This window comes from Polynucleobacter sphagniphilus (assembly GCF_001953355.1).
Classification (GTDB): domain Bacteria; phylum Pseudomonadota; class Gammaproteobacteria; order Burkholderiales; family Burkholderiaceae; genus Polynucleobacter; species Polynucleobacter sphagniphilus.
Genome location: NZ_MPIY01000017.1, coordinates 254,962 through 271,797 on the forward strand (window position 1 = coordinate 254,962; position 16,836 = coordinate 271,797).

Here is a 16,836-nt window from a genome sequence, read left to right on the forward strand (position 1 = left end):
TAGTAAAAAGATACTGAGGATTCGATATGGGTAAGGTCACTGGATTTATGGATTTCGAGCGCGTCGAAGAAACATACGAAGCGCCCGTAAAACGTCTCCATCATTACAAAGAATTTGTTGCTGCTTTAAGCGATGATGAAGCCAAGATACAGGGTGCGCGCTGTATGGACTGCGGTATTCCATTTTGTAATAGCGGCTGCCCTGTCAATAACATCATCCCTGATTTCAATGACTTAGTATTCCAGAGTGATTGGAAACAAGCGTTAGAGGTTTTGCAATCTACCAATAACTTCCCTGAATTTACTGGCCGCATTTGCCCCGCACCATGCGAAGCTGCATGTACCTTAGGTATTAACAGTGCGCCCGTAGGTATTAAGTCAATCGAGCACGCAATTATCGATAAGGGCTGGGAAAATGGTTGGGTAAAACCGCAGCCGCCCAAATCTAAAACAGGCAAAAAGGTTGCAGTTGTGGGTGGTGGCCCTGCCGGTATGGCCGCAGCTCAGCAGTTAGCCCGTGTGGGTCATGATGTCACTGTGTATGAAAAGAACGATCGTGTTGGCGGACTATTGCGCTACGGTATTCCAGATTTCAAGATGGAAAAATGGTTAATTGATCGTCGCGTAGAACAAATGCAGGCAGAGGGTGTCAAATTTGAGACCGGTGTATTTATTGGTAAAGAAGCTCTGACTGCAGAAGTAAAGAATTATTCAAGCAAGACAGTAACGCCAGAGCAATTGATGAAAGATTTTGATGCAGTAGTCATTAGTGGTGGCGCTGAGCAGCCTCGTGACTTACCAGTGCCAGGTCGTGAATTAGCGGGAGTGCATTATGCCTTGGAATTTTTGATTCCACAAAATAAAGAGAATGCTGGTGACTTTAAGAATGAAATTTCTGCTGCTGGCAAGCATGTAGTGGTAATTGGTGGTGGTGACACTGGCTCTGACTGTGTTGGTACCTCTAATCGCCATGGTGCAGCAAGCATTACCCAGTTTGAATTATTGCCACAGCCACCAGAGCAAGAAAATAAACCATTGGTATGGCCATATTGGCCGACTAAATTGCGCACCTCCTCTTCTCATGAAGAAGGTTGCGAGCGCGATTGGTCTGTTGCAACTAAGCGCTTTGAAGGCAAAAACGGCAAACTCGAGAAATTAATTGGTGTGCGTTTGGAGTGGAAAGACGGCAAGATGTCAGAAGTGCCAAATTCTGAATTTGAGATTAAGGCAGATTTGGTTTTCTTGGCCATGGGTTTTGTATCCCCAGCACAGCAAGTATTAAACGCATTTGGTGTTGAGAAAGACGCTCGTGGTAACGCAAAGGCTACGGTGGATGGTTCTGATGCTTATCAAACAAATGTTCCAAAGGTATTTGCTGCTGGCGATATGCGCCGCGGACAATCATTGGTAGTTTGGGCGATTCGTGAAGGGCGTCAATGTGCTCAGGCAGTAGATGAGTATTTAATGGGGTCTTCCGTTTTACCCCGATAATGTCGGGAATATGAACGCTGCCCAGCCTAATCCTTTGAATACCCATTTAAGCGCGCAAGAAAAAGTAGAAGGCGAAGTTGTTGTCTCGATAAAGGACGTCAACTTTTCCTATGCACCTGGTGAGCGGCAAATCTTGATGGGACTCAAGATGGAGTTCCGTCGCGGCCAGGTGGTAGCTGTCATGGGTGGATCAGGTTGTGGCAAAACCACGATTCTGCGATTGATTGGTGGTCAGGTAGCAGCCCAGTCAGGGCAGGTTTTGTTTGAGGGTCAAGATATTGGCCGCATGAACTCAGCTCAACTCATGCAGGCAAGACGCCGCATGGGCATGCTTTTTCAGTTCGGCGCTTTATTTACAGATCTCAGTGTTTTTGAGAATGTGGCCTTTCCATTGCGTGAACATACCAATCTGAGCGAAGATCTATTGAGATCTTTGGTTTTAATGAAATTAAATGCAGTGGGTTTGCGCGGTGCTCGTGATCTCATGCCCTCACAAATATCTGGCGGTATGGCACGGCGAGTTGCTCTGGCCCGCGCAATAGCGCTCGATCCGCCGCTGATCATGTATGACGAGCCATTTGCTGGCTTAGATCCAATCTCTTTGGGGATTACCGCTAGGCTGATTCGCGATCTCAATAATGCACTTGGCGCTACCAGCCTATTGGTTACACACGACGTCGAAGAGACTTTTGAAATTGCAGACTATGTTTATTTCATTGCTGATGGGCGTATTGCTGCAGAAGGCACGCCGGCTGATTTAAATCGTTCTACCGATCCATTTGTGCGCCAGTTTTTAGATGCCGCACCAGATGGTCCAGTGCCATTTCATTATCCAGGACAAGCTCTGGAAGATGATTTTGGAGTGAGGACCTCATGACTCTATTTCATGGGTTACTTGATCTATTTGGCGATCTTGGATTTTTTATTCGACGCAACCTGACTAGCCTTGGTTTGGCAACCCGAATGTTTGCGGCTGTGATTTGGCGCTCCCGTTTTTTGCTTAAAAGGCCGCGCTTAGTTTCAGATCAAATCTTATTTGTTGGTAATCATTCTTTTGTAATTATTGCGGTTTCAGGGCTGTTTGTAGGTTTCGTATTGGGCTTACAGGGTTACTACACCTTAAATCGCTATGGCTCTGAGCAGGCACTGGGTTTATTGGTTGCCCTTTCTTTAACGCGTGAATTAGGTCCTGTAATTACAGCGTTGTTGTTTGCGGGCCGTGCCGGTACTTCCTTAACCGCTGAAATCGGACTCATGAAAGCGGGCGAGCAATTAAGCGCGATGGATATGATGGCGGTCGACCCATTAAGTCGTGTCATTGCACCCCGTTTATGGGCAGGAATCATTGCTATGCCTATTTTGGCGACTATTTTTACAGCGGTCGGCATTTTGGGCGGGTATTTGGTGGGTGTGCCTTTAATTGGAGTTGACTCTGGGGCTTTTTGGTCTCAAATGCAGGGTGGGGTAGACCTCTTTTCTGATATCGGCAATGGCTTGATTAAAAGTATGGTGTTTGGTGTAGCCGTAACCTTTATTGCTTTATATCAGGGTTACGAAGCCAAACCGACCCCTGAAGGGGTCTCACAAGCGACTACACGTACTGTAGTTATTTCTTCTTTAACAGTCTTGGCTTTGGATTTCTTGCTGACTGCCATGATGTTTTCAAATTAGAAAGATAAACTGGGGCTCTTATGAGAAAAAGCGCGATTGATATTTGGGTGGGCATTTTTGTTGCCATTGGCTTATTGGCGGCATTGTTCCTCGCCCTCAAAGTTGGCAATATGAATGCAGTGTCCTTTGCGCCAACCTATACGATTTCTGCGCGCTTTGACAATATTGGCGGGCTAAAACCACGTGCACCGGTCAAAAGTGCTGGTGTAGTGGTAGGTCGCATCTCGAGCATTTCATTTGATGACAAAACCTATCAAGCCACTGTAGCAATGACTATAGAAGATGCATATCAGTTTCCTGTCGATTCATCAGCAAAAATTCTCACATCTGGATTGCTTGGTGAGCAATATATTGGGCTTGAAGCAGGTGGGTCTGACACGATGCTCGCCAATGGGGGTAAGCTGACTCAAACACAATCAGCGATTGTTCTGGAGAACCTGATTAGTCAATTTTTGTATAACAAGGCAGCCGATAGTGGACAAGAAAGGGCGGCAGCAAAATGAGTTTGTTGAGTGCAAAGCTGAAACAGCTAATTCTGCTTGGCTTAGCCTCTTTACTAGTTGCTTGCGCATCGATTCCCGCTGGGGTTGAACCATCCCCCAATGATCCATGGGAGCCCTTTAATAGATCAGTGTTTGAATTTAATGAAGGTTTAGATGCATATCTACTAAAGCCGGTTGTTGCTGGCTATCGCTTTGTCTTGCCTGAGTTTGTGCGCGAGGGGATTTATAACTTCTTTAGTAACTACAACGATATTTACACGGCCTTAAATAACCTCTTGCAGGGTAAGCCTGATTACGCTGCTAGCGATTTAATGCGCGTTGTCGTCAATACCACCTTTGGTTTGGGTGGATTGATTGATATGGCAACTCCAGGCGGCTTGGAAAAACATAAAGAAGACTGGGGTCAGACCTTTGGTGTGTGGGGTGTTCCTTCTGGACCTTACGTAGTCTTACCTTTCTTTGGCCCAAGTTCAGTGAGGGACACTTTTGGAACAGTTGCTGACCTAGAGTCCGACTATCTCTTTAAATATGTAAAAAATATTGGTGTGCGTAATAGCGTTACCGGCCTTCGCGTTGTAAATACTCGCAATACCTATTACGAGGCTGGTGATTTGCTAGATGGCGCAGCAATTGATAAATACAGCTTTATGCGAGATGCTTATATTCAGAGGCGTGAGTATCAGATTCATGAGGGACGCGAAGATGAAGAGCCTTTGATGCCCGTGTATGAAAATGGTTATGAATAATCAACCTTTAGGCATCTTAAAATGAATCTGACATCACAATTAGCTGGAACTTGAACATATGAAAACGAGAATACTCAAAGCGTGGTTTTCCGTATTTGCTGCCGGCTTATTCTTGGTGGGCACCAGCTTATTTGCCCAGACGCCGGATCAATCTACTCCAGATGGTCTGATTAAATCGGTGGTCTCGGATGTCATGACTTCTGTGAAGTCTGATCCTGAGATACAAAAAGGAAATATTCCCCGTGTGGTTGATTTGGTGGACAAGAAAATTGTTCCGTACACCGACATGCGCCGCACTACTGAGATGGCAATGGGCCCAAACTGGAAAAAAGCAACCCCTGAACAGCAGACCCAATTGGTATCCGAATTCCGAACATTGCTGATTCGCACATACTCGGGTGCATTAAGCCAATTACGTGATCAGACAGTTCAATATAAGGCATTGCGCGCCAGCCCCGATGATCAAGAGGTGGTTGTAAAGACGGTAGTGCTGGGGCGTGGCGATCCAGTACCTTTGGACTATCGCATGGAAAAAACACCTACTGGGTGGAAAGTCTATGATATGAACATTATGGGCGTCTGGTTGGTTGAGGCATATCGCAATCAGTTTGCAAATCAAATTAGCCAGAATGGTATTGAAGGGCTCATCAAATTTTTGCAAGAGCGCAATAAGCAATTGGCAACAGCTAAGCCAAGCAATTAATCCGAAATCTTCAATCATGCCTTTTCTTTTGCCTTCTACGGTTACTCATGAAACTGCTCTTCATTTAGAGAAAGAGGGCTTATTGAATTTGCCGGCACTGGCAACGGTGGATTGTTCTCATTTGAATAATTTTGATTCTTCAGTTTTAACCGTCTTAATCTCTTGGCAAACGAGATTGAGAGCCAAACATCAGCAGCTTCTTATTACTAATGTCCCGGAAAAATTGAGAGTGTTGGCTGGTGTATACGGCATTTCGACTTTGTTGGGTTTGTGAGTGATGCACGCTGCTATATCGGTTAAAAATATATCGAAGTGCTATGGTGCTCTGCAGGCCCTTGATAACGTATCGCTCACGATTGGACCAGGAGAATTTTTTGGTTTGCTTGGACCCAATGGTGCCGGCAAGACTACCCTGATTTCTATATTGGCCGGTTTGGTTAGTGCCGATTCGGGCAGTGCCGCAATCATGGGGGCGAACGTACAGGCTGACTTTCGTCAGGCACGTCGCATGCTGGGTGTTGTTCCCCAAGAGTTGGTGTTTGATCCTTTTTTCACGGTTCGTGAAACCTTGCAATTTCAATCGGGTTATTTTGGGATTAAAAATAACGAGGCTTGGATCGACGAAATTATTGCCAACTTAGGACTCACCAATAAGGCTGACAGTAATATGCGCTCCTTATCAGGTGGTATGAAACGTCGAGTGTTAGTTGCTCAGGCTTTAGTGCATCGCCCGCCAGTGATCATTCTTGATGAGCCAACCGCAGGAGTAGATGTGGAATTGCGCCAATCTTTATGGCAATTTATTAGCAGGCTTAATCAAGATGGCCATACGATTGTGTTGACAACGCATTACCTTGAGGAAGCCGAGGCTTTGTGTCAGCGTATTGCCATGCTCAAGCAAGGAAAGATTGTGGCTTTAGATACCACTGCTAATCTATTAAGTCGCTATGGTTCGGTGAAAAAAGATGGCGAAGGAAAAACAGATCTTGAAGATGTGTTTCTCAACATCATGGCTGGGAATGCACTGTGAAGAATGTAAAAAATCCTCCACTGAAGTATGGCAGCGGCTTCCCCACTTTATTGCGCAAGGAAGTAAAGCGTTTTTATAAGGTAGCCTTTCAGACCGTAGCAGCACCTGTCCTAACGGCAATTCTTTATCTGATGATTTTCGGTCATGTACTAGAGGGTAAGGAAGTCTATGGCCGCATAAGTTATGCCGCTTTTCTGATACCTGGTTTGGTCATGATGAGTGTTTTGCAAAATGCTTTTGCTAATACCTCCTCTTCCTTGATTCAATCTAAGGTGACAGGTAATCTCGTGTTTGTTTTGCTCTCGCCCCTGAGTCATTTTGAATTCTATGGAGCTTATGTCTTAGCTGCTGTTTGTCGTGGTGTAGTCGTAGGCACTGGTGTTTTTCTGGCAACCGCATGGTATTTTTCCCCTGCGCTTGAGTATCCTTTATGGATTATGGTTTTTGCTTTTTTAGGGGCGGCCATTTTGGGTAGCATGGGTTTAATTGCCGGGATTTGGGCGGATAAGTATGACCAGCTGGCAGCATTCCAGAATTTCATCATCATGCCCGCCACAATGTTATCGGGTGTGTTTTATTCGATTCATTCCTTGCCACCAACATGGCAGGCCGTCTCCCATTTCAACCCATTCTTTTATATGATCGATGGATTCCGTTTTGGTTTCTTTGGGGTATCTGATATTTCCCCATGGAAGAGTCTGGCAATCGTGTTGTGCTTCTTTATTGTAGTTTCTACTATTGCATTGCGCTTACTACAAAAAGGCTATAAGTTACGGCATTAAAACTTGGTATGTATTTTTTTTACCTTTTTGTTACCCACTTCCCATTAGGAGATTGAGATGTTGCCAACCCCCGAGCAAATTGAGGGCTATATCAAGCAGGGTTTGCCTTGCACTCATATTCAGGTTGAGGGTGATGGACAGCATTTTTTTGCAACCATTGTGAGCCCAGATTTTGAGGGTAAACGTTTGGTTCAGCGTCACCAATTGGTTTATGGCGCCATGGGTGATCGCATGAAAGCAGAAGTGCATGCACTCTCTATCAAAGCTTTTACTCCCGATGAATTTGCTGCGCAGTCAGCTTCATAAAAAATTAATTCGCTATTACGAGATTGCTTGATGGATAAATTACGAATGGTCGGTGGCAGCCCTCTGCAGGGAGAGGTGATTATTGCCGGAGCTAAAAATGCGGCATTACCGATTTTGTGCGCATGCCTATTGACCGATCAAACGATTACCTTGCGTAACGTGCCTGATTTGCAGGATGTGCGCACTATGCTCAAGCTTTTGCAGGAGATTGGTGTTGAAGTGCGTTTTCCAGATGCAGCTGACCGAAGTTATGTGGCGCTAAATGCAGGAAATATAAAAAGCTCTGAAGCAACGTATGAGATGGTTAAAACCATGCGTGCTTCCATCTTGGTATTAGGCCCTTTGCTTGCCAGAATGCACAGTGCAAAAGTCTCTCTGCCTGGAGGTTGCGCAATTGGGGCCCGTCCTGTCGATCAACATATCAAAGGCCTCAAAGCGATGGGCGCCACCATCAAAATTGAGGGCGGCTATATTCAGGCAGAAACGCCATCTCCGCAGAATCGCTTAAAAGGCGCTTCGATTTTGACCGACATGATCACTGTGACTGGTACGGAAAATTTGCTGATGGCTGCAAGCTTGGCTAACGGTACGACCATTCTAGAAAATGCAGCACGCGAACCCGAGGTTGGTGACTTAGCAGAGCTGTTGGTCAAAATGGGTGCCAAAATCACAGGCATTGGTACTGATCGCTTGGTCATTGAGGGTGTAGACAAGTTGCACGGCGCAGAGCATTCGGTGATTCCGGATCGCATTGAAGCGGGAACCTTCTTATGTGCTGTTGCCGCTGCTGGAGGTGAGATCTTAGTAAAGCACTGTCGTCCGGGCACCTTAGATGCGGTGATTGTGAAATTACAGGAAGCAGGCTTGAAGATGGAGGTGGGCTCTGACTGGATTAAGGCATCGATGAGTGGGCGTCCAAAGGCAGTGAGCTTCCGTACCTCTGAGTATCCAGCCTTCCCAACAGATATGCAGGCGCAGTTAATGGCAGTCAATGCAATAGCCTCGGGTAATGCAACGATTACTGAAACTATCTTTGAAAACCGTTTCATGCACGTTCAAGAATTAAATCGCCTCGGTGCCGATATTGCTATTGAGGGCAATACCGCAATTGCCCAAGGGGTAGAAGCGCTTTCAGGGGCCATTGTGATGGCCACCGATTTAAGGGCATCAGCAAGCTTGGTGATTGCTGGTTTAGCAGCTCAAGGTGAGACACAGGTTGATCGGATTTATCACCTCGACCGCGGTTATGACCGTATGGAGCAGAAGTTGACCCTCTTGGGGGCCAACATTGTGCGCGTCAAGTAAGCCTGGTGGATAATTAGTCCATGAAGTTAACACTAGCCCTCTCGAAGGGGCGCATCTTCGAAGAAACTGCTGACATTCTGGCTAAGGTCGGAATTCGTCCCTTAGAGGATCCAGAGAAGTCACGCAAACTGATTATTGAGACCTCCAATCCAGAGGTGCGTCTCATTATTGTGCGTGCTTCGGATGTACCTAGCTATGTGCAATTCGGTGGCGCAGATTTTGGTGTGGCTGGACTAGATGTACTGATGGAAAAAGGAACTGACGGACTCTATGTTCCTTATGATTTAGGTATCGCCAAGTGCCGTATGTCTGTAGCGGTTCGCGAAGGTTTTGATTACGCAGCTGCAGTCAAGCAAGGCTCCCGTTTGAAGGTGGCCACCAAATATGTCAATTGTGCCCGTGAACATTTTGCAAACAAGGGCGTGCATGTCGATACCATCCAGCTCTATGGTTCGATGGAGCTTGCGCCTCTGGTTGGTATGGCCGATGCGATCGTAGACTTGGTTTCCACAGGCAACACTTTGCGCGCAAACGGTCTGGTTGAGGTCGAGCCGATGGCCGACATCAGCGCTCGTTTAGTGGTGAATCAAGCATCTTACAAACGCAAGCGTGCTCAACTCCAGCCCATTTTTGAACTACTCAAGTAAGACAAGCTAATTATTCATGTCCTCAGTACGCATTCCGATTAAATGCTTAACAAGCCAAGACCCCGGCTTTAGAGAAACCCTCTTATCAAGCCTCTCTTTGCCGATGGCAGATGATGAGGCAATTGATGCTGCGGTTGTGCGCATTTTGGCTGACGTGAAGTCGCGAGGCGATGAAGCGGTGATTGCACTGACACATCAATTTGATCGTTTAAATGTTACCAGTGTTGCGCAGTTAGAAATTTCTCGGCAAGAGCTTAAGCTTGCTTACGATACTTTATCTGCCGAGCAAAAGAGTGCATTAGATGTTGCGGCACAGCGCGTACGCGCTTATCACGAGCGGCAAAAAATAGAGGCAGGTTGCCACTCTTGGGAGTACGAGGAAGCCGATGGCACACGTCTAGGTCAAAAAGTAACACCACTTGATCGCGTTGGAATTTATGTCCCGGGCGGTAAAGCTGCTTACCCATCTTCTGTTTTGATGAATGCCATTCCTGCAAAAGTTGCTGGTGTTAAAGAAGTCATCATGGTTGTACCCACACCCGATGGTGCGCGCAATCCTCTAGTCCTGGCAGCGGCCCATTTATCAGGAGTGGATCGCGTATTTACTATCGGTGGTGCTCAGGCCGTAGGTGCTTTGGCATATGGCACGCAAACCATACCATCTGTAGACAAAATTGTAGGCCCAGGAAACGCCTTTGTAGCCGCAGCTAAAAGACGTGTATTTGGGCTTGTGGGGATCGATATGATTGCCGGCCCCTCAGAAATCTTGGTGATTGCTGATGGCACAAGCAATCCCGATTGGGTTGCGATGGATCTGTTCTCTCAAGCAGAGCATGATGAATTAGCGCAATCCATTTTGCTCTGTCCTGATGCTCAATTTATTGAGCAAGTTCAGGTCAGTATTAGTAAATTACTTCCTGAGATGCCGAGAAGAAAAGTCATCGAAACTTCTTTGACTAACCGTGCTTTATTGATTCAGGTTGAGGATATGTCCCAGGCCTGTGAGATAGCCAATGCCATTGCTGCAGAGCATTTGGAGATCTGCGCAGCAGAGCCACGTAAGTGGGCTGACATGATTCGCCATGCGGGTGCGATCTTTATGGGTCACTACACCAGTGAGTCACTAGGTGACTACTGCGCTGGCCCTAATCACGTTTTACCAACCGCCCGAACTGCCCGCTTCTCATCACCCTTGGGTGTGTATGACTTTATCAAGCGCTCAAGCATGATTGAAGTAAGTGAGGCTGGTGCTCAAACTTTAGGCGCTGTTGCTAGCACCTTGGCTCATGGTGAGGGTTTACAAGCCCATGCTCGTGCAGCGGAGATGAGGCTCAAGACAGTACTTTAGAGGTTCTTAAGCAGCTAGCCGTTCTAAAGATAGAGGCTGAATCTCATTAGCAATTTTCTTGGCGACAGCCTTTTCAGCTTTCTTCAGGTCATAAGCTTGTTGGAGATTTAGCCAAGATTGTGCATCGCCTCCAAAATAACGCGCTAAACGTAATGCCGTATCAGGCGTAATTCCCCTTAGCTCTCTTACGACATCATTAATTCTTGCGGGAGTTACATGTAAGGCTTTTGCCAGCGCATTCGCACTCATGCCTAAGGGTAATAGATAGTCTTCCCTTAATATTTCACCAGGGTGAATCGCTCTCATTCCATTCTTCATAACTTCTCCATTAGTGGTAGTCAACTATTTCCACATTTGCGGGCCCTAATTCAGTCCAAATAAAACAGATCCACCACTGCACATTAACGCGAATGCTATATTGATTAGAGTGCTTTCCACTCAAGCTCACAAGATGATTGCCCGGTGGCGATCTTAGGAAGCATAAAGTGACCGCGCTATCTAACTGCTGCAGCTTTCGCTCTGCAACTGACTTAATCGAAGAAAAATGCCTTGTTTTGCCAGTAATGAAAAGATTTTCCGTATCAGCACATTTGAACGATTGAATCATATGTGTATTTTATATCACTTATCGGTAAACAGTAAACTTTTGTACGAGACCAACCTTTTTACTTGGTAGGCCAATCAATATGGTGTGTTTGAGGTAAATCGAAGGTTTAAAGGTTATTGGTGATATCTTTTAGTGCCATTACCAATTCATTGCTTTGTTCGTCTGTCCCAATGGTGATGCGTAAGTAATCTGCGATCCGTGGTGATTTGAAGTGGCGGACGATGATGCCACGCTCGCGTAATGCTTGATAGAGATCTTCACCTGCCCGTTGTGGGTGGCGAGTCAAAATAAAGTTGGCACTTGAGGGGAGGGTTTCAAAGCCCAACGCTTTTAATTCTTCAACCAAGCGTTTACGCGTTTGCATGACCTTGTTGGTGGTTTCAAGTAAATGCGCTTGATCCTCAATTGCGGCAATTGCACCTGCTTGTGCTAGCCGACCGAGTGGGTAGGAGTTGAAGCTATTCTTAACACGCTCAAGACCAGCAATCAGATCTGGATGGCCCACTGCAAATCCAACACGCAGGCCAGCTAGAGCCCGTGACTTTGAGAGTGTATGTACGACCAATAAGTTTTCGGGGCAAGCAGCCCCGTGCAGCAGAGGAATGCAGGATGCTGTCCCGTAATCGACATATGCCTCATCGATTACTACAACAGAATTTTTATTTTCAGAGAGGAGTGCTTCGATTTCAGAGCGAGGCAATGCTTTACCGGTTGGGGCATTCGGATTGGGGAAAATAATGCCCCCGTTGGGCTTTATGTAATCTGCTGTGCGGATTTCAAATTCTGGACCGAGCGGAATGGTTTGGTATTCGATACCAAAGAGTTTGCAGTACACGGGATAGAAACTGTAGGTGATGTCCGGAAAAAGAACGGCATCTTGGTGCTTTAGTAGGCCCAGGAAAACGTGGGCCAAGACTTCATCTGAGCCATTGCCCAAGAAAACTTGGTTTGGCTCCAGACCATGTAAATGAGCAATGGCTTTTTTCAACGCCAATCCTTCTGGATCAGGATAAAGACGCAAATCGGCATTGTTTTGGCTGTTAATAGCCGTTAATGCCTTAGGGGATGGTCCATAAGGACTCTCATTTGTATTGAGCTTTACCAAACGCTGCATCTGCGGTTGTTCCCCGGGCACGTATGGGGTTAAGTTTTGTACTGTAGGACTCCAAAAGCGGCTCATGAGGGTGCTCAAGTTAAAAATTGGGTAGAAAGTTAGGCAATTTGGATATTTGTACTGCCTTTAGGAATGATATTATGAGGCTTCAATCAACACTTCGCCTCGCGGCGCAATGAAGCATGCGGCAAGCCGACGTTACCCGAAACACTTCGGAAACCAAAATTCAAATTGCTATCAATTTAGATGGCACTGGTAAGGCAGAGCTCGCCTCTGGCGTACCTTTCTTAGATCATATGCTCGATCAAATTGCCCGTCACGGCATGATTGATTTAAAAGTGATCGCAAAGGGTGATACCCACATTGATGATCATCACACGGTTGAGGATGTGGGAATCACCTTGGGACAAGCTTTTGCAAAGGCGGTTGGTGATAAGGCGGGCATTACTCGCTATGGCCACTCCTACGTTCCTTTGGATGAAACGCTTTCCCGGGTTGTCATCGATTTTTCTGGCCGTCCAGGCTTAGAATTTAATGTGCCTTTTACCCGTGCGCGAGTAGGTGACTTCGATGTGGACTTGAGCATTGAATTTTTCCGCGGATTTGTGAACCATGCTGGAGTGACCCTTCACATTGACAATTTGCGCGGTATTAACGCGCATCATCAAATTGAAACGGTTTTCAAGGCCTTTGGCCGTGCTTTGCGCATGGCATTGGAGATTGATCCACGTGCATCCGGTGCTGTTCCATCCACCAAAGGCAGTCTGTAATTGATATTGCCCTAATTGTTTGGTGAAAATACAGCAGAAAATAGGTTATTAGTTAGTGCAAACAATTGCGATCGTAGACTATGGAATGGGCAACCTTCGTTCGGTCTATCAAGCCTTTCATCATGTAGCGCCAGATGCTAATGTACTCATTGCGCGCACTCCTGAGGAGATCATGACTGCCCAGCGCGTGGTACTGCCTGGTCAGGGAGCAATGCCTGATTGTATGAGGCATCTCAAAGAATCAGGCCTGCTTCATGCCCTTTTAGAGGCTGCCAAAAATAAACCCCTGTTAGGCGTTTGTGTTGGTGAACAAATGCTTTTTGATCAAAGTGCTGAGATTCGTTCTGGTGCGCATTCAGCATGGACAAAATGCCTGGGCTTAATACCGGGTGATGTACGGCGTTTTGAATTGGCTGGAAAGCTGCAGCCCGATGGTTCTGCCTATAAAGTTCCCCATATGGGCTGGAATCAAGTTCGGCAAGATAAAAAACACCCCCTCTGGGAAGGTATTCCAGATTTAAGCAGCTTTTACTTTGTGCATAGCTACTATGTGACACCACAGAATCAGGATGATATCGCTGGCTCAACTAAGTATGGCGATTGGTTTACCTCTGCAGTGGCACGGGATAATATTTTCGCGACACAATTTCATCCAGAAAAAAGTGCAGAATACGGATTAAAGCTGTATAAAAATTTTGTTTCTTGGCAACCTTAATAACTCTCTAACGCACTACTATGCTGCTGATTCCTGCAATTGATTTAAAAGACGGTCACTGTGTTCGACTCGAACAAGGTGATATGGATAGGGCTACTGTTTTCTCAGAAGACCCAGGGGCAATGGCCGCGCATTGGATTAGCAAAGGTGCCCGCCGTTTGCATTTGGTTGACTTGAACGGTGCTTTTGCGGGGAAGTTAAAGAATGAGTCAGCCATTAAATCGATCTTAAAAGCAGTGGGCGATGAGATTCCGGTTCAATTGGGTGGTGGTATTCGTGATTTAGATACGATCGAGCGTTTACTAGATGATGGAATTAGCACGGTCATCATTGGTACTGCAGCAGTCAAAAGCCCAGGGTTTGTACAAGATGCCTGTACTGCATTTCCGGGGCACATCATGGTTGGCTTGGATGCACGTGATGGCAAAGTGGCTACCGATGGTTGGAGCAAGATCACAGGTCATGAAGTGATTGATTTGGCTAAAAAATTTGAAGATTATGGGGTCGAAGCCATTATCTATACGGACATTGGTCGCGACGGTATGCTCAAGGGTGTCAACATGGATGCCACCATTAAATTGGCTCAGGCGATACGCATTCCAGTGATTGCTAGTGGCGGCCTATCAAACAATCAAGATATTGAAGCGCTGTGCAGAGCGGAAGAAGAGGGCATTATGGGTGTGATTGCTGGCCGCTCTATTTATGCTGGCGATCTAGATTTAACTGCTGCGCAAAAGTATGCGGATGAACTGACCCTTCAGTTCACCAAGAAAATTATTTAATGCTAGTGCGAGCGAACCGCAAGTGTTAACCAAACGTATCATCCCCTGTCTGGATGTGACGGCTGGCCGTGTTGTTAAAGGGGTGAATTTCGTTGGTCTGCGAGATGCAGGCGACCCAGTAGAAATTGCACGTCGCTATGATCTACAAGGTGCCGATGAATTAACCTTTTTAGATATCACGGCAACCTCGGATGGGCGTGATTTAATTCTTCATATCATTGAAGATGTGGCCTCACAAGTGTTTATTCCCCTGACTGTTGGCGGTGGAGTACGGGCTGTTGGTGATGTGCGTCGTTTACTCAATGCGGGCGCTGATAAAGTGAGCATGAATTCATCAGCAGTAGCCAACCCCGATTTAGTTTCAGATGCAGCAGCTTATTACGGCTCGCAGTGCATTGTGGTGGCTATAGATGCGAAAAAAACGGACTCTGGTAGCTGGGAGGTATTTACTCACGGCGGCAGAACAGCCACTGGAATGGATGTAGTGACTTGGGCTGGTGAGGTTGCAAAACGTGGTGCTGGCGAGATTCTCTTAACGAGCATGAACCGTGATGGCAGTAAAGATGGTTTTGATCTTGAATTAACTGCAGCCGTAAGCGATGCTGTGAGTGTGCCCGTGATTGCATCCGGTGGCGTTGGTAATCTCCAGCATTTAGTCGATGGCATTACAAAGGGCCATGCAGATGCAGTTTTAGCTGCAAGTATTTTTCATTATGGTGAGTTCACCGTAAAACAGGCAAAAGAATATATGGCTAGCCAAGGTATTCCCGTGCGGATCTAAGCGGACATTACGGATATTGATGAATATGCAAACAAAGACATTTGCCCCTGTTGAAAATTTGCAAGCCGGCACCTGGTTAGATGAAGTGACCTGGAATGAGCAAGGTTTGGTGCCGGTGATTGCACAAGAGCTAGGTAGTAAAGATATCTTAATGATGGCCTGGATGAATCGAGATGCCTTGTTGGCTACTCTACGTTTGGGTGAGGCGGTTTACTGGACTCGGTCAAGGCAAAAGCTTTGGCATAAGGGCGAGGAATCAGGCCACACACAAAAGGTGAGAGAAATCCATCTTGATTGTGATGGCGATACGATTTTGCTGGTAGTGGAGCAAAAAGACGGTATTGCCTGTCATACGGGGGAGCATAGCTGCTTCTTTAAGCGGTGGGACGCTGACAGTGCCCGCTGGGTAGATGAGTCTCAATCCAAAAAATAGGGAAATGAGGCTCAATTCTCACTTAAAGCACTTCTTTTCCATAAAAGACATAAAATTGCTGCATGACTAGTTCGGCGAATTCTTCCAAAAACTTAGATTCTGCATTGGCGCATTTGGCTGACGTGGTTGATCAGCGACGTGATGCTTTTAAGTCAGGCACAGCTGATCCTAAGACTTCCTATACTGCTTTGCTCTTTTCGAAGGGTGATGACGGCATTTTGAAAAAAATAGGAGAAGAGGCTACCGAGACTGTGATGGCAGCCAAAGATGCTCGCCATGCTGGCTTGTCGGCCCAGCATCAACAACTTTTTGTCGGAGAAATGGCAGACCTTTGGTTTCATTGCCTCATTGCTTTATCCCAGTTTGAACTTCGTCCCGAAGACATCATCGCTGAGCTTGAGCGCAGGCTAGGTACTTCTGGAATTGAAGAAAAGGCTGCTAGAAAAGCAGCCGGTCAAGAGTAAAAAGAAAAAAAGTAAGGGCAAACGCATGACTCACGACCCCAATTGCTTGTTTTGCAAGATTTCTCAAGGATTAATACCTTCGGCAAAAGTGTACGAAGATGATGAGATTTGTGCCTTTAAAGACATTCATCCGGCAGCGCCAGTGCATTTCTTGATGATTCCTAAAAAGCATATCCCCATGTTGGAGGCTGCAGAAGCCAGCGATGCGCCTTTGCTAGGTAGAATGATGGAATTAGCACCGCGTCTTGCCAAAGAGCAAGGATGTCGCCCAGGTAAAGAGGGTGGTTTCCGCGTGATGGTGAACAATGGTGTAGATGGAGGGCAGGAGGTGTATCACCTGCATTTGCATGTGATGGGCGGTCCACGCCCCTGGAAAAAATAATCCAAGGAGAGTAAAAATGGGTTCATTTAGCATTTGGCATTGGTTAATTGTGTTGGTCATTGTGATGATGGTGTTTGGCACCAAAAAATTACGCAACATTGGCCAAGATTTAGGCGGTGCCGTGAAGGGCTTCAAAGAAGGCATGCAATCTGGCACTGAGACCAAAGAGCAAATCAGTCAAAATGCGGCTCCTACAGATCACACTGTAGATGTGCATGCTAAAGACGTAAACAAATAAGTTGATAGGCGAGTGCGGC

The 16,836-nt window shown here is 46.3% G+C and carries 24 protein-coding genes; 21 read left to right on the forward strand and 3 right to left on the reverse strand.

Annotation, left to right across the window (positions count from 1 at the left end):
- Positions 1-26 precede the first annotated feature (26 nt).
- The 13 genes from BOQ04_RS10070 to hisD are packed head-to-tail and all read left to right on the forward strand — an operon-like array spanning position 27 to position 10,531.
- Complete coding sequence (locus tag BOQ04_RS10070; protein WP_076024573.1) at positions 27-1,490, forward strand: glutamate synthase subunit beta; 1,464 nt, start codon at positions 27-29, stop codon at positions 1,488-1,490.
- Between the two features lie 10 nt (positions 1,491-1,500).
- Positions 1,501-2,367 carry an ABC transporter ATP-binding protein gene (locus BOQ04_RS10075; protein ID WP_198929326.1) on the forward strand — a complete coding sequence of 289 codons (867 nt, stop codon included), beginning with the start codon at positions 1,501-1,503 and terminating at the stop codon, positions 2,365-2,367.
- Entirely contained in the window at positions 2,364-3,161 is a 798-nt protein-coding gene (gene mlaE / locus BOQ04_RS10080; protein WP_076024574.1) for a lipid asymmetry maintenance ABC transporter permease subunit MlaE, read from the forward strand. The genes BOQ04_RS10075 and mlaE overlap by 4 nt, the downstream gene beginning before the upstream one ends.
- Positions 3,162-3,181: 20 nt before the next feature.
- The gene (gene mlaD / locus BOQ04_RS10085; protein WP_076024575.1) at positions 3,182-3,664 is read left to right on the forward strand and encodes an outer membrane lipid asymmetry maintenance protein MlaD; all 483 of its coding nucleotides are present in this window, start codon (positions 3,182-3,184) and stop codon (positions 3,662-3,664) included.
- Positions 3,661-4,410: an MlaA family lipoprotein gene (locus BOQ04_RS10090; protein WP_076024576.1), complete on the forward strand. Its 750-nt coding sequence runs from the start codon at positions 3,661-3,663 to the stop codon at positions 4,408-4,410. The genes mlaD and BOQ04_RS10090 overlap by 4 nt, the downstream gene beginning before the upstream one ends.
- A gap of 58 nt (positions 4,411-4,468) precedes the next feature.
- On the forward strand, positions 4,469-5,113 hold the full coding sequence (locus tag BOQ04_RS10095; protein WP_083657589.1) for an MlaC/ttg2D family ABC transporter substrate-binding protein: 645 nt from the start codon (positions 4,469-4,471) through the stop codon (positions 5,111-5,113).
- A complete protein-coding gene (locus BOQ04_RS10100; protein WP_338130197.1) occupies positions 5,040-5,387 on the forward strand; it encodes an STAS domain-containing protein in 348 nt (115 codons plus the stop codon). Before BOQ04_RS10095 ends, BOQ04_RS10100 begins: the two co-directional genes overlap by 74 nt.
- Positions 5,388-5,390: 3 nt before the next feature.
- Positions 5,391-6,143 (forward strand): ABC transporter ATP-binding protein, encoded by a 753-nt coding sequence (locus tag BOQ04_RS10105; RefSeq protein WP_076024686.1) that lies wholly within the window; start codon positions 5,391-5,393, stop codon positions 6,141-6,143.
- On the forward strand, positions 6,140-6,925 hold the full coding sequence (locus tag BOQ04_RS10110; protein ID WP_076024578.1) for an ABC transporter permease: 786 nt from the start codon (positions 6,140-6,142) through the stop codon (positions 6,923-6,925). Before BOQ04_RS10105 ends, BOQ04_RS10110 begins: the two co-directional genes overlap by 4 nt.
- Before the next feature lie 57 nt (positions 6,926-6,982).
- On the forward strand, positions 6,983-7,231 hold the full coding sequence (locus tag BOQ04_RS10115) for a BolA family protein (RefSeq protein WP_076024579.1): 249 nt from the start codon (positions 6,983-6,985) through the stop codon (positions 7,229-7,231).
- 30 nt (positions 7,232-7,261) lie between these two features.
- Positions 7,262-8,536, forward strand: coding sequence for a UDP-N-acetylglucosamine 1-carboxyvinyltransferase (gene murA, locus BOQ04_RS10120; protein WP_076024580.1), 1,275 nt, complete (start codon positions 7,262-7,264; stop codon positions 8,534-8,536).
- Between the two features lie 20 nt (positions 8,537-8,556).
- Positions 8,557-9,183 carry an ATP phosphoribosyltransferase gene (gene hisG / locus BOQ04_RS10125; protein ID WP_076024581.1) on the forward strand — a complete coding sequence of 209 codons (627 nt, stop codon included), beginning with the start codon at positions 8,557-8,559 and terminating at the stop codon, positions 9,181-9,183.
- Positions 9,184-9,199: 16 nt separating this feature from the next.
- The gene (gene hisD, locus BOQ04_RS10130) at positions 9,200-10,531 is read left to right on the forward strand and encodes a histidinol dehydrogenase (protein WP_076024582.1); all 1,332 of its coding nucleotides are present in this window, start codon (positions 9,200-9,202) and stop codon (positions 10,529-10,531) included.
- Positions 10,532-10,537: 6 nt separating this feature from the next.
- On the opposite strand, the gene BOQ04_RS10135 is transcribed toward hisD, so the two are convergent.
- From BOQ04_RS10135 to hisC, 3 genes are all read right to left on the reverse strand, one after another.
- Positions 10,538-10,849, reverse strand: coding sequence for a HigA family addiction module antitoxin (locus tag BOQ04_RS10135; RefSeq protein ID WP_076024583.1), 312 nt, complete (start codon positions 10,847-10,849; stop codon positions 10,538-10,540).
- 10 nt (positions 10,850-10,859) lie between these two features.
- A complete protein-coding gene (locus BOQ04_RS10140) occupies positions 10,860-11,138 on the reverse strand; it encodes a type II toxin-antitoxin system RelE/ParE family toxin (protein WP_076024584.1) in 279 nt (92 codons plus the stop codon).
- Between the two features lie 106 nt (positions 11,139-11,244).
- On the reverse strand, positions 11,245-12,318 hold the full coding sequence (gene hisC / locus BOQ04_RS10145) for a histidinol-phosphate transaminase (RefSeq protein WP_076024585.1): 1,074 nt from the start codon (positions 12,316-12,318) through the stop codon (positions 11,245-11,247).
- A 116-nt stretch (positions 12,319-12,434) separates the two neighbouring features.
- On the opposite strand from hisC, the gene hisB reads away from it, so the two are divergent.
- The 8 genes from hisB (at position 12,435) to tatA (ending at position 16,817) form a co-directional block, all read left to right on the forward strand.
- A complete protein-coding gene (gene hisB, locus BOQ04_RS10150) occupies positions 12,435-13,022 on the forward strand; it encodes an imidazoleglycerol-phosphate dehydratase HisB (protein WP_076024586.1) in 588 nt (195 codons plus the stop codon).
- A gap of 55 nt (positions 13,023-13,077) precedes the next feature.
- On the forward strand, positions 13,078-13,737 hold the full coding sequence (hisH, locus tag BOQ04_RS10155) for an imidazole glycerol phosphate synthase subunit HisH (protein ID WP_076024587.1): 660 nt from the start codon (positions 13,078-13,080) through the stop codon (positions 13,735-13,737).
- A 20-nt stretch (positions 13,738-13,757) separates the two neighbouring features.
- Positions 13,758-14,519 (forward strand): 1-(5-phosphoribosyl)-5-[(5-phosphoribosylamino)methylideneamino]imidazole-4-carboxamide isomerase, encoded by a 762-nt coding sequence (gene hisA / locus BOQ04_RS10160; protein ID WP_076024588.1) that lies wholly within the window; start codon positions 13,758-13,760, stop codon positions 14,517-14,519.
- Between the two features lie 22 nt (positions 14,520-14,541).
- On the forward strand, positions 14,542-15,300 hold the full coding sequence (gene hisF / locus BOQ04_RS10165; RefSeq protein WP_076024589.1) for an imidazole glycerol phosphate synthase subunit HisF: 759 nt from the start codon (positions 14,542-14,544) through the stop codon (positions 15,298-15,300).
- Between the two features lie 25 nt (positions 15,301-15,325).
- On the forward strand, positions 15,326-15,733 hold the full coding sequence (gene hisI / locus BOQ04_RS10170) for a phosphoribosyl-AMP cyclohydrolase (protein WP_198929327.1): 408 nt from the start codon (positions 15,326-15,328) through the stop codon (positions 15,731-15,733).
- A gap of 62 nt (positions 15,734-15,795) precedes the next feature.
- Positions 15,796-16,197 carry a phosphoribosyl-ATP diphosphatase gene (locus BOQ04_RS10175; protein ID WP_076024591.1) on the forward strand — a complete coding sequence of 134 codons (402 nt, stop codon included), beginning with the start codon at positions 15,796-15,798 and terminating at the stop codon, positions 16,195-16,197.
- Between the two features lie 25 nt (positions 16,198-16,222).
- Positions 16,223-16,579 carry a histidine triad nucleotide-binding protein gene (locus BOQ04_RS10180; RefSeq protein ID WP_076024592.1) on the forward strand — a complete coding sequence of 119 codons (357 nt, stop codon included), beginning with the start codon at positions 16,223-16,225 and terminating at the stop codon, positions 16,577-16,579.
- Positions 16,580-16,595: 16 nt separating this feature from the next.
- Positions 16,596-16,817 carry a Sec-independent protein translocase subunit TatA gene (gene tatA, locus BOQ04_RS10185; protein WP_076024593.1) on the forward strand — a complete coding sequence of 74 codons (222 nt, stop codon included), beginning with the start codon at positions 16,596-16,598 and terminating at the stop codon, positions 16,815-16,817.
- The last annotated feature ends 19 nt before the right edge of the window (positions 16,818-16,836 follow it).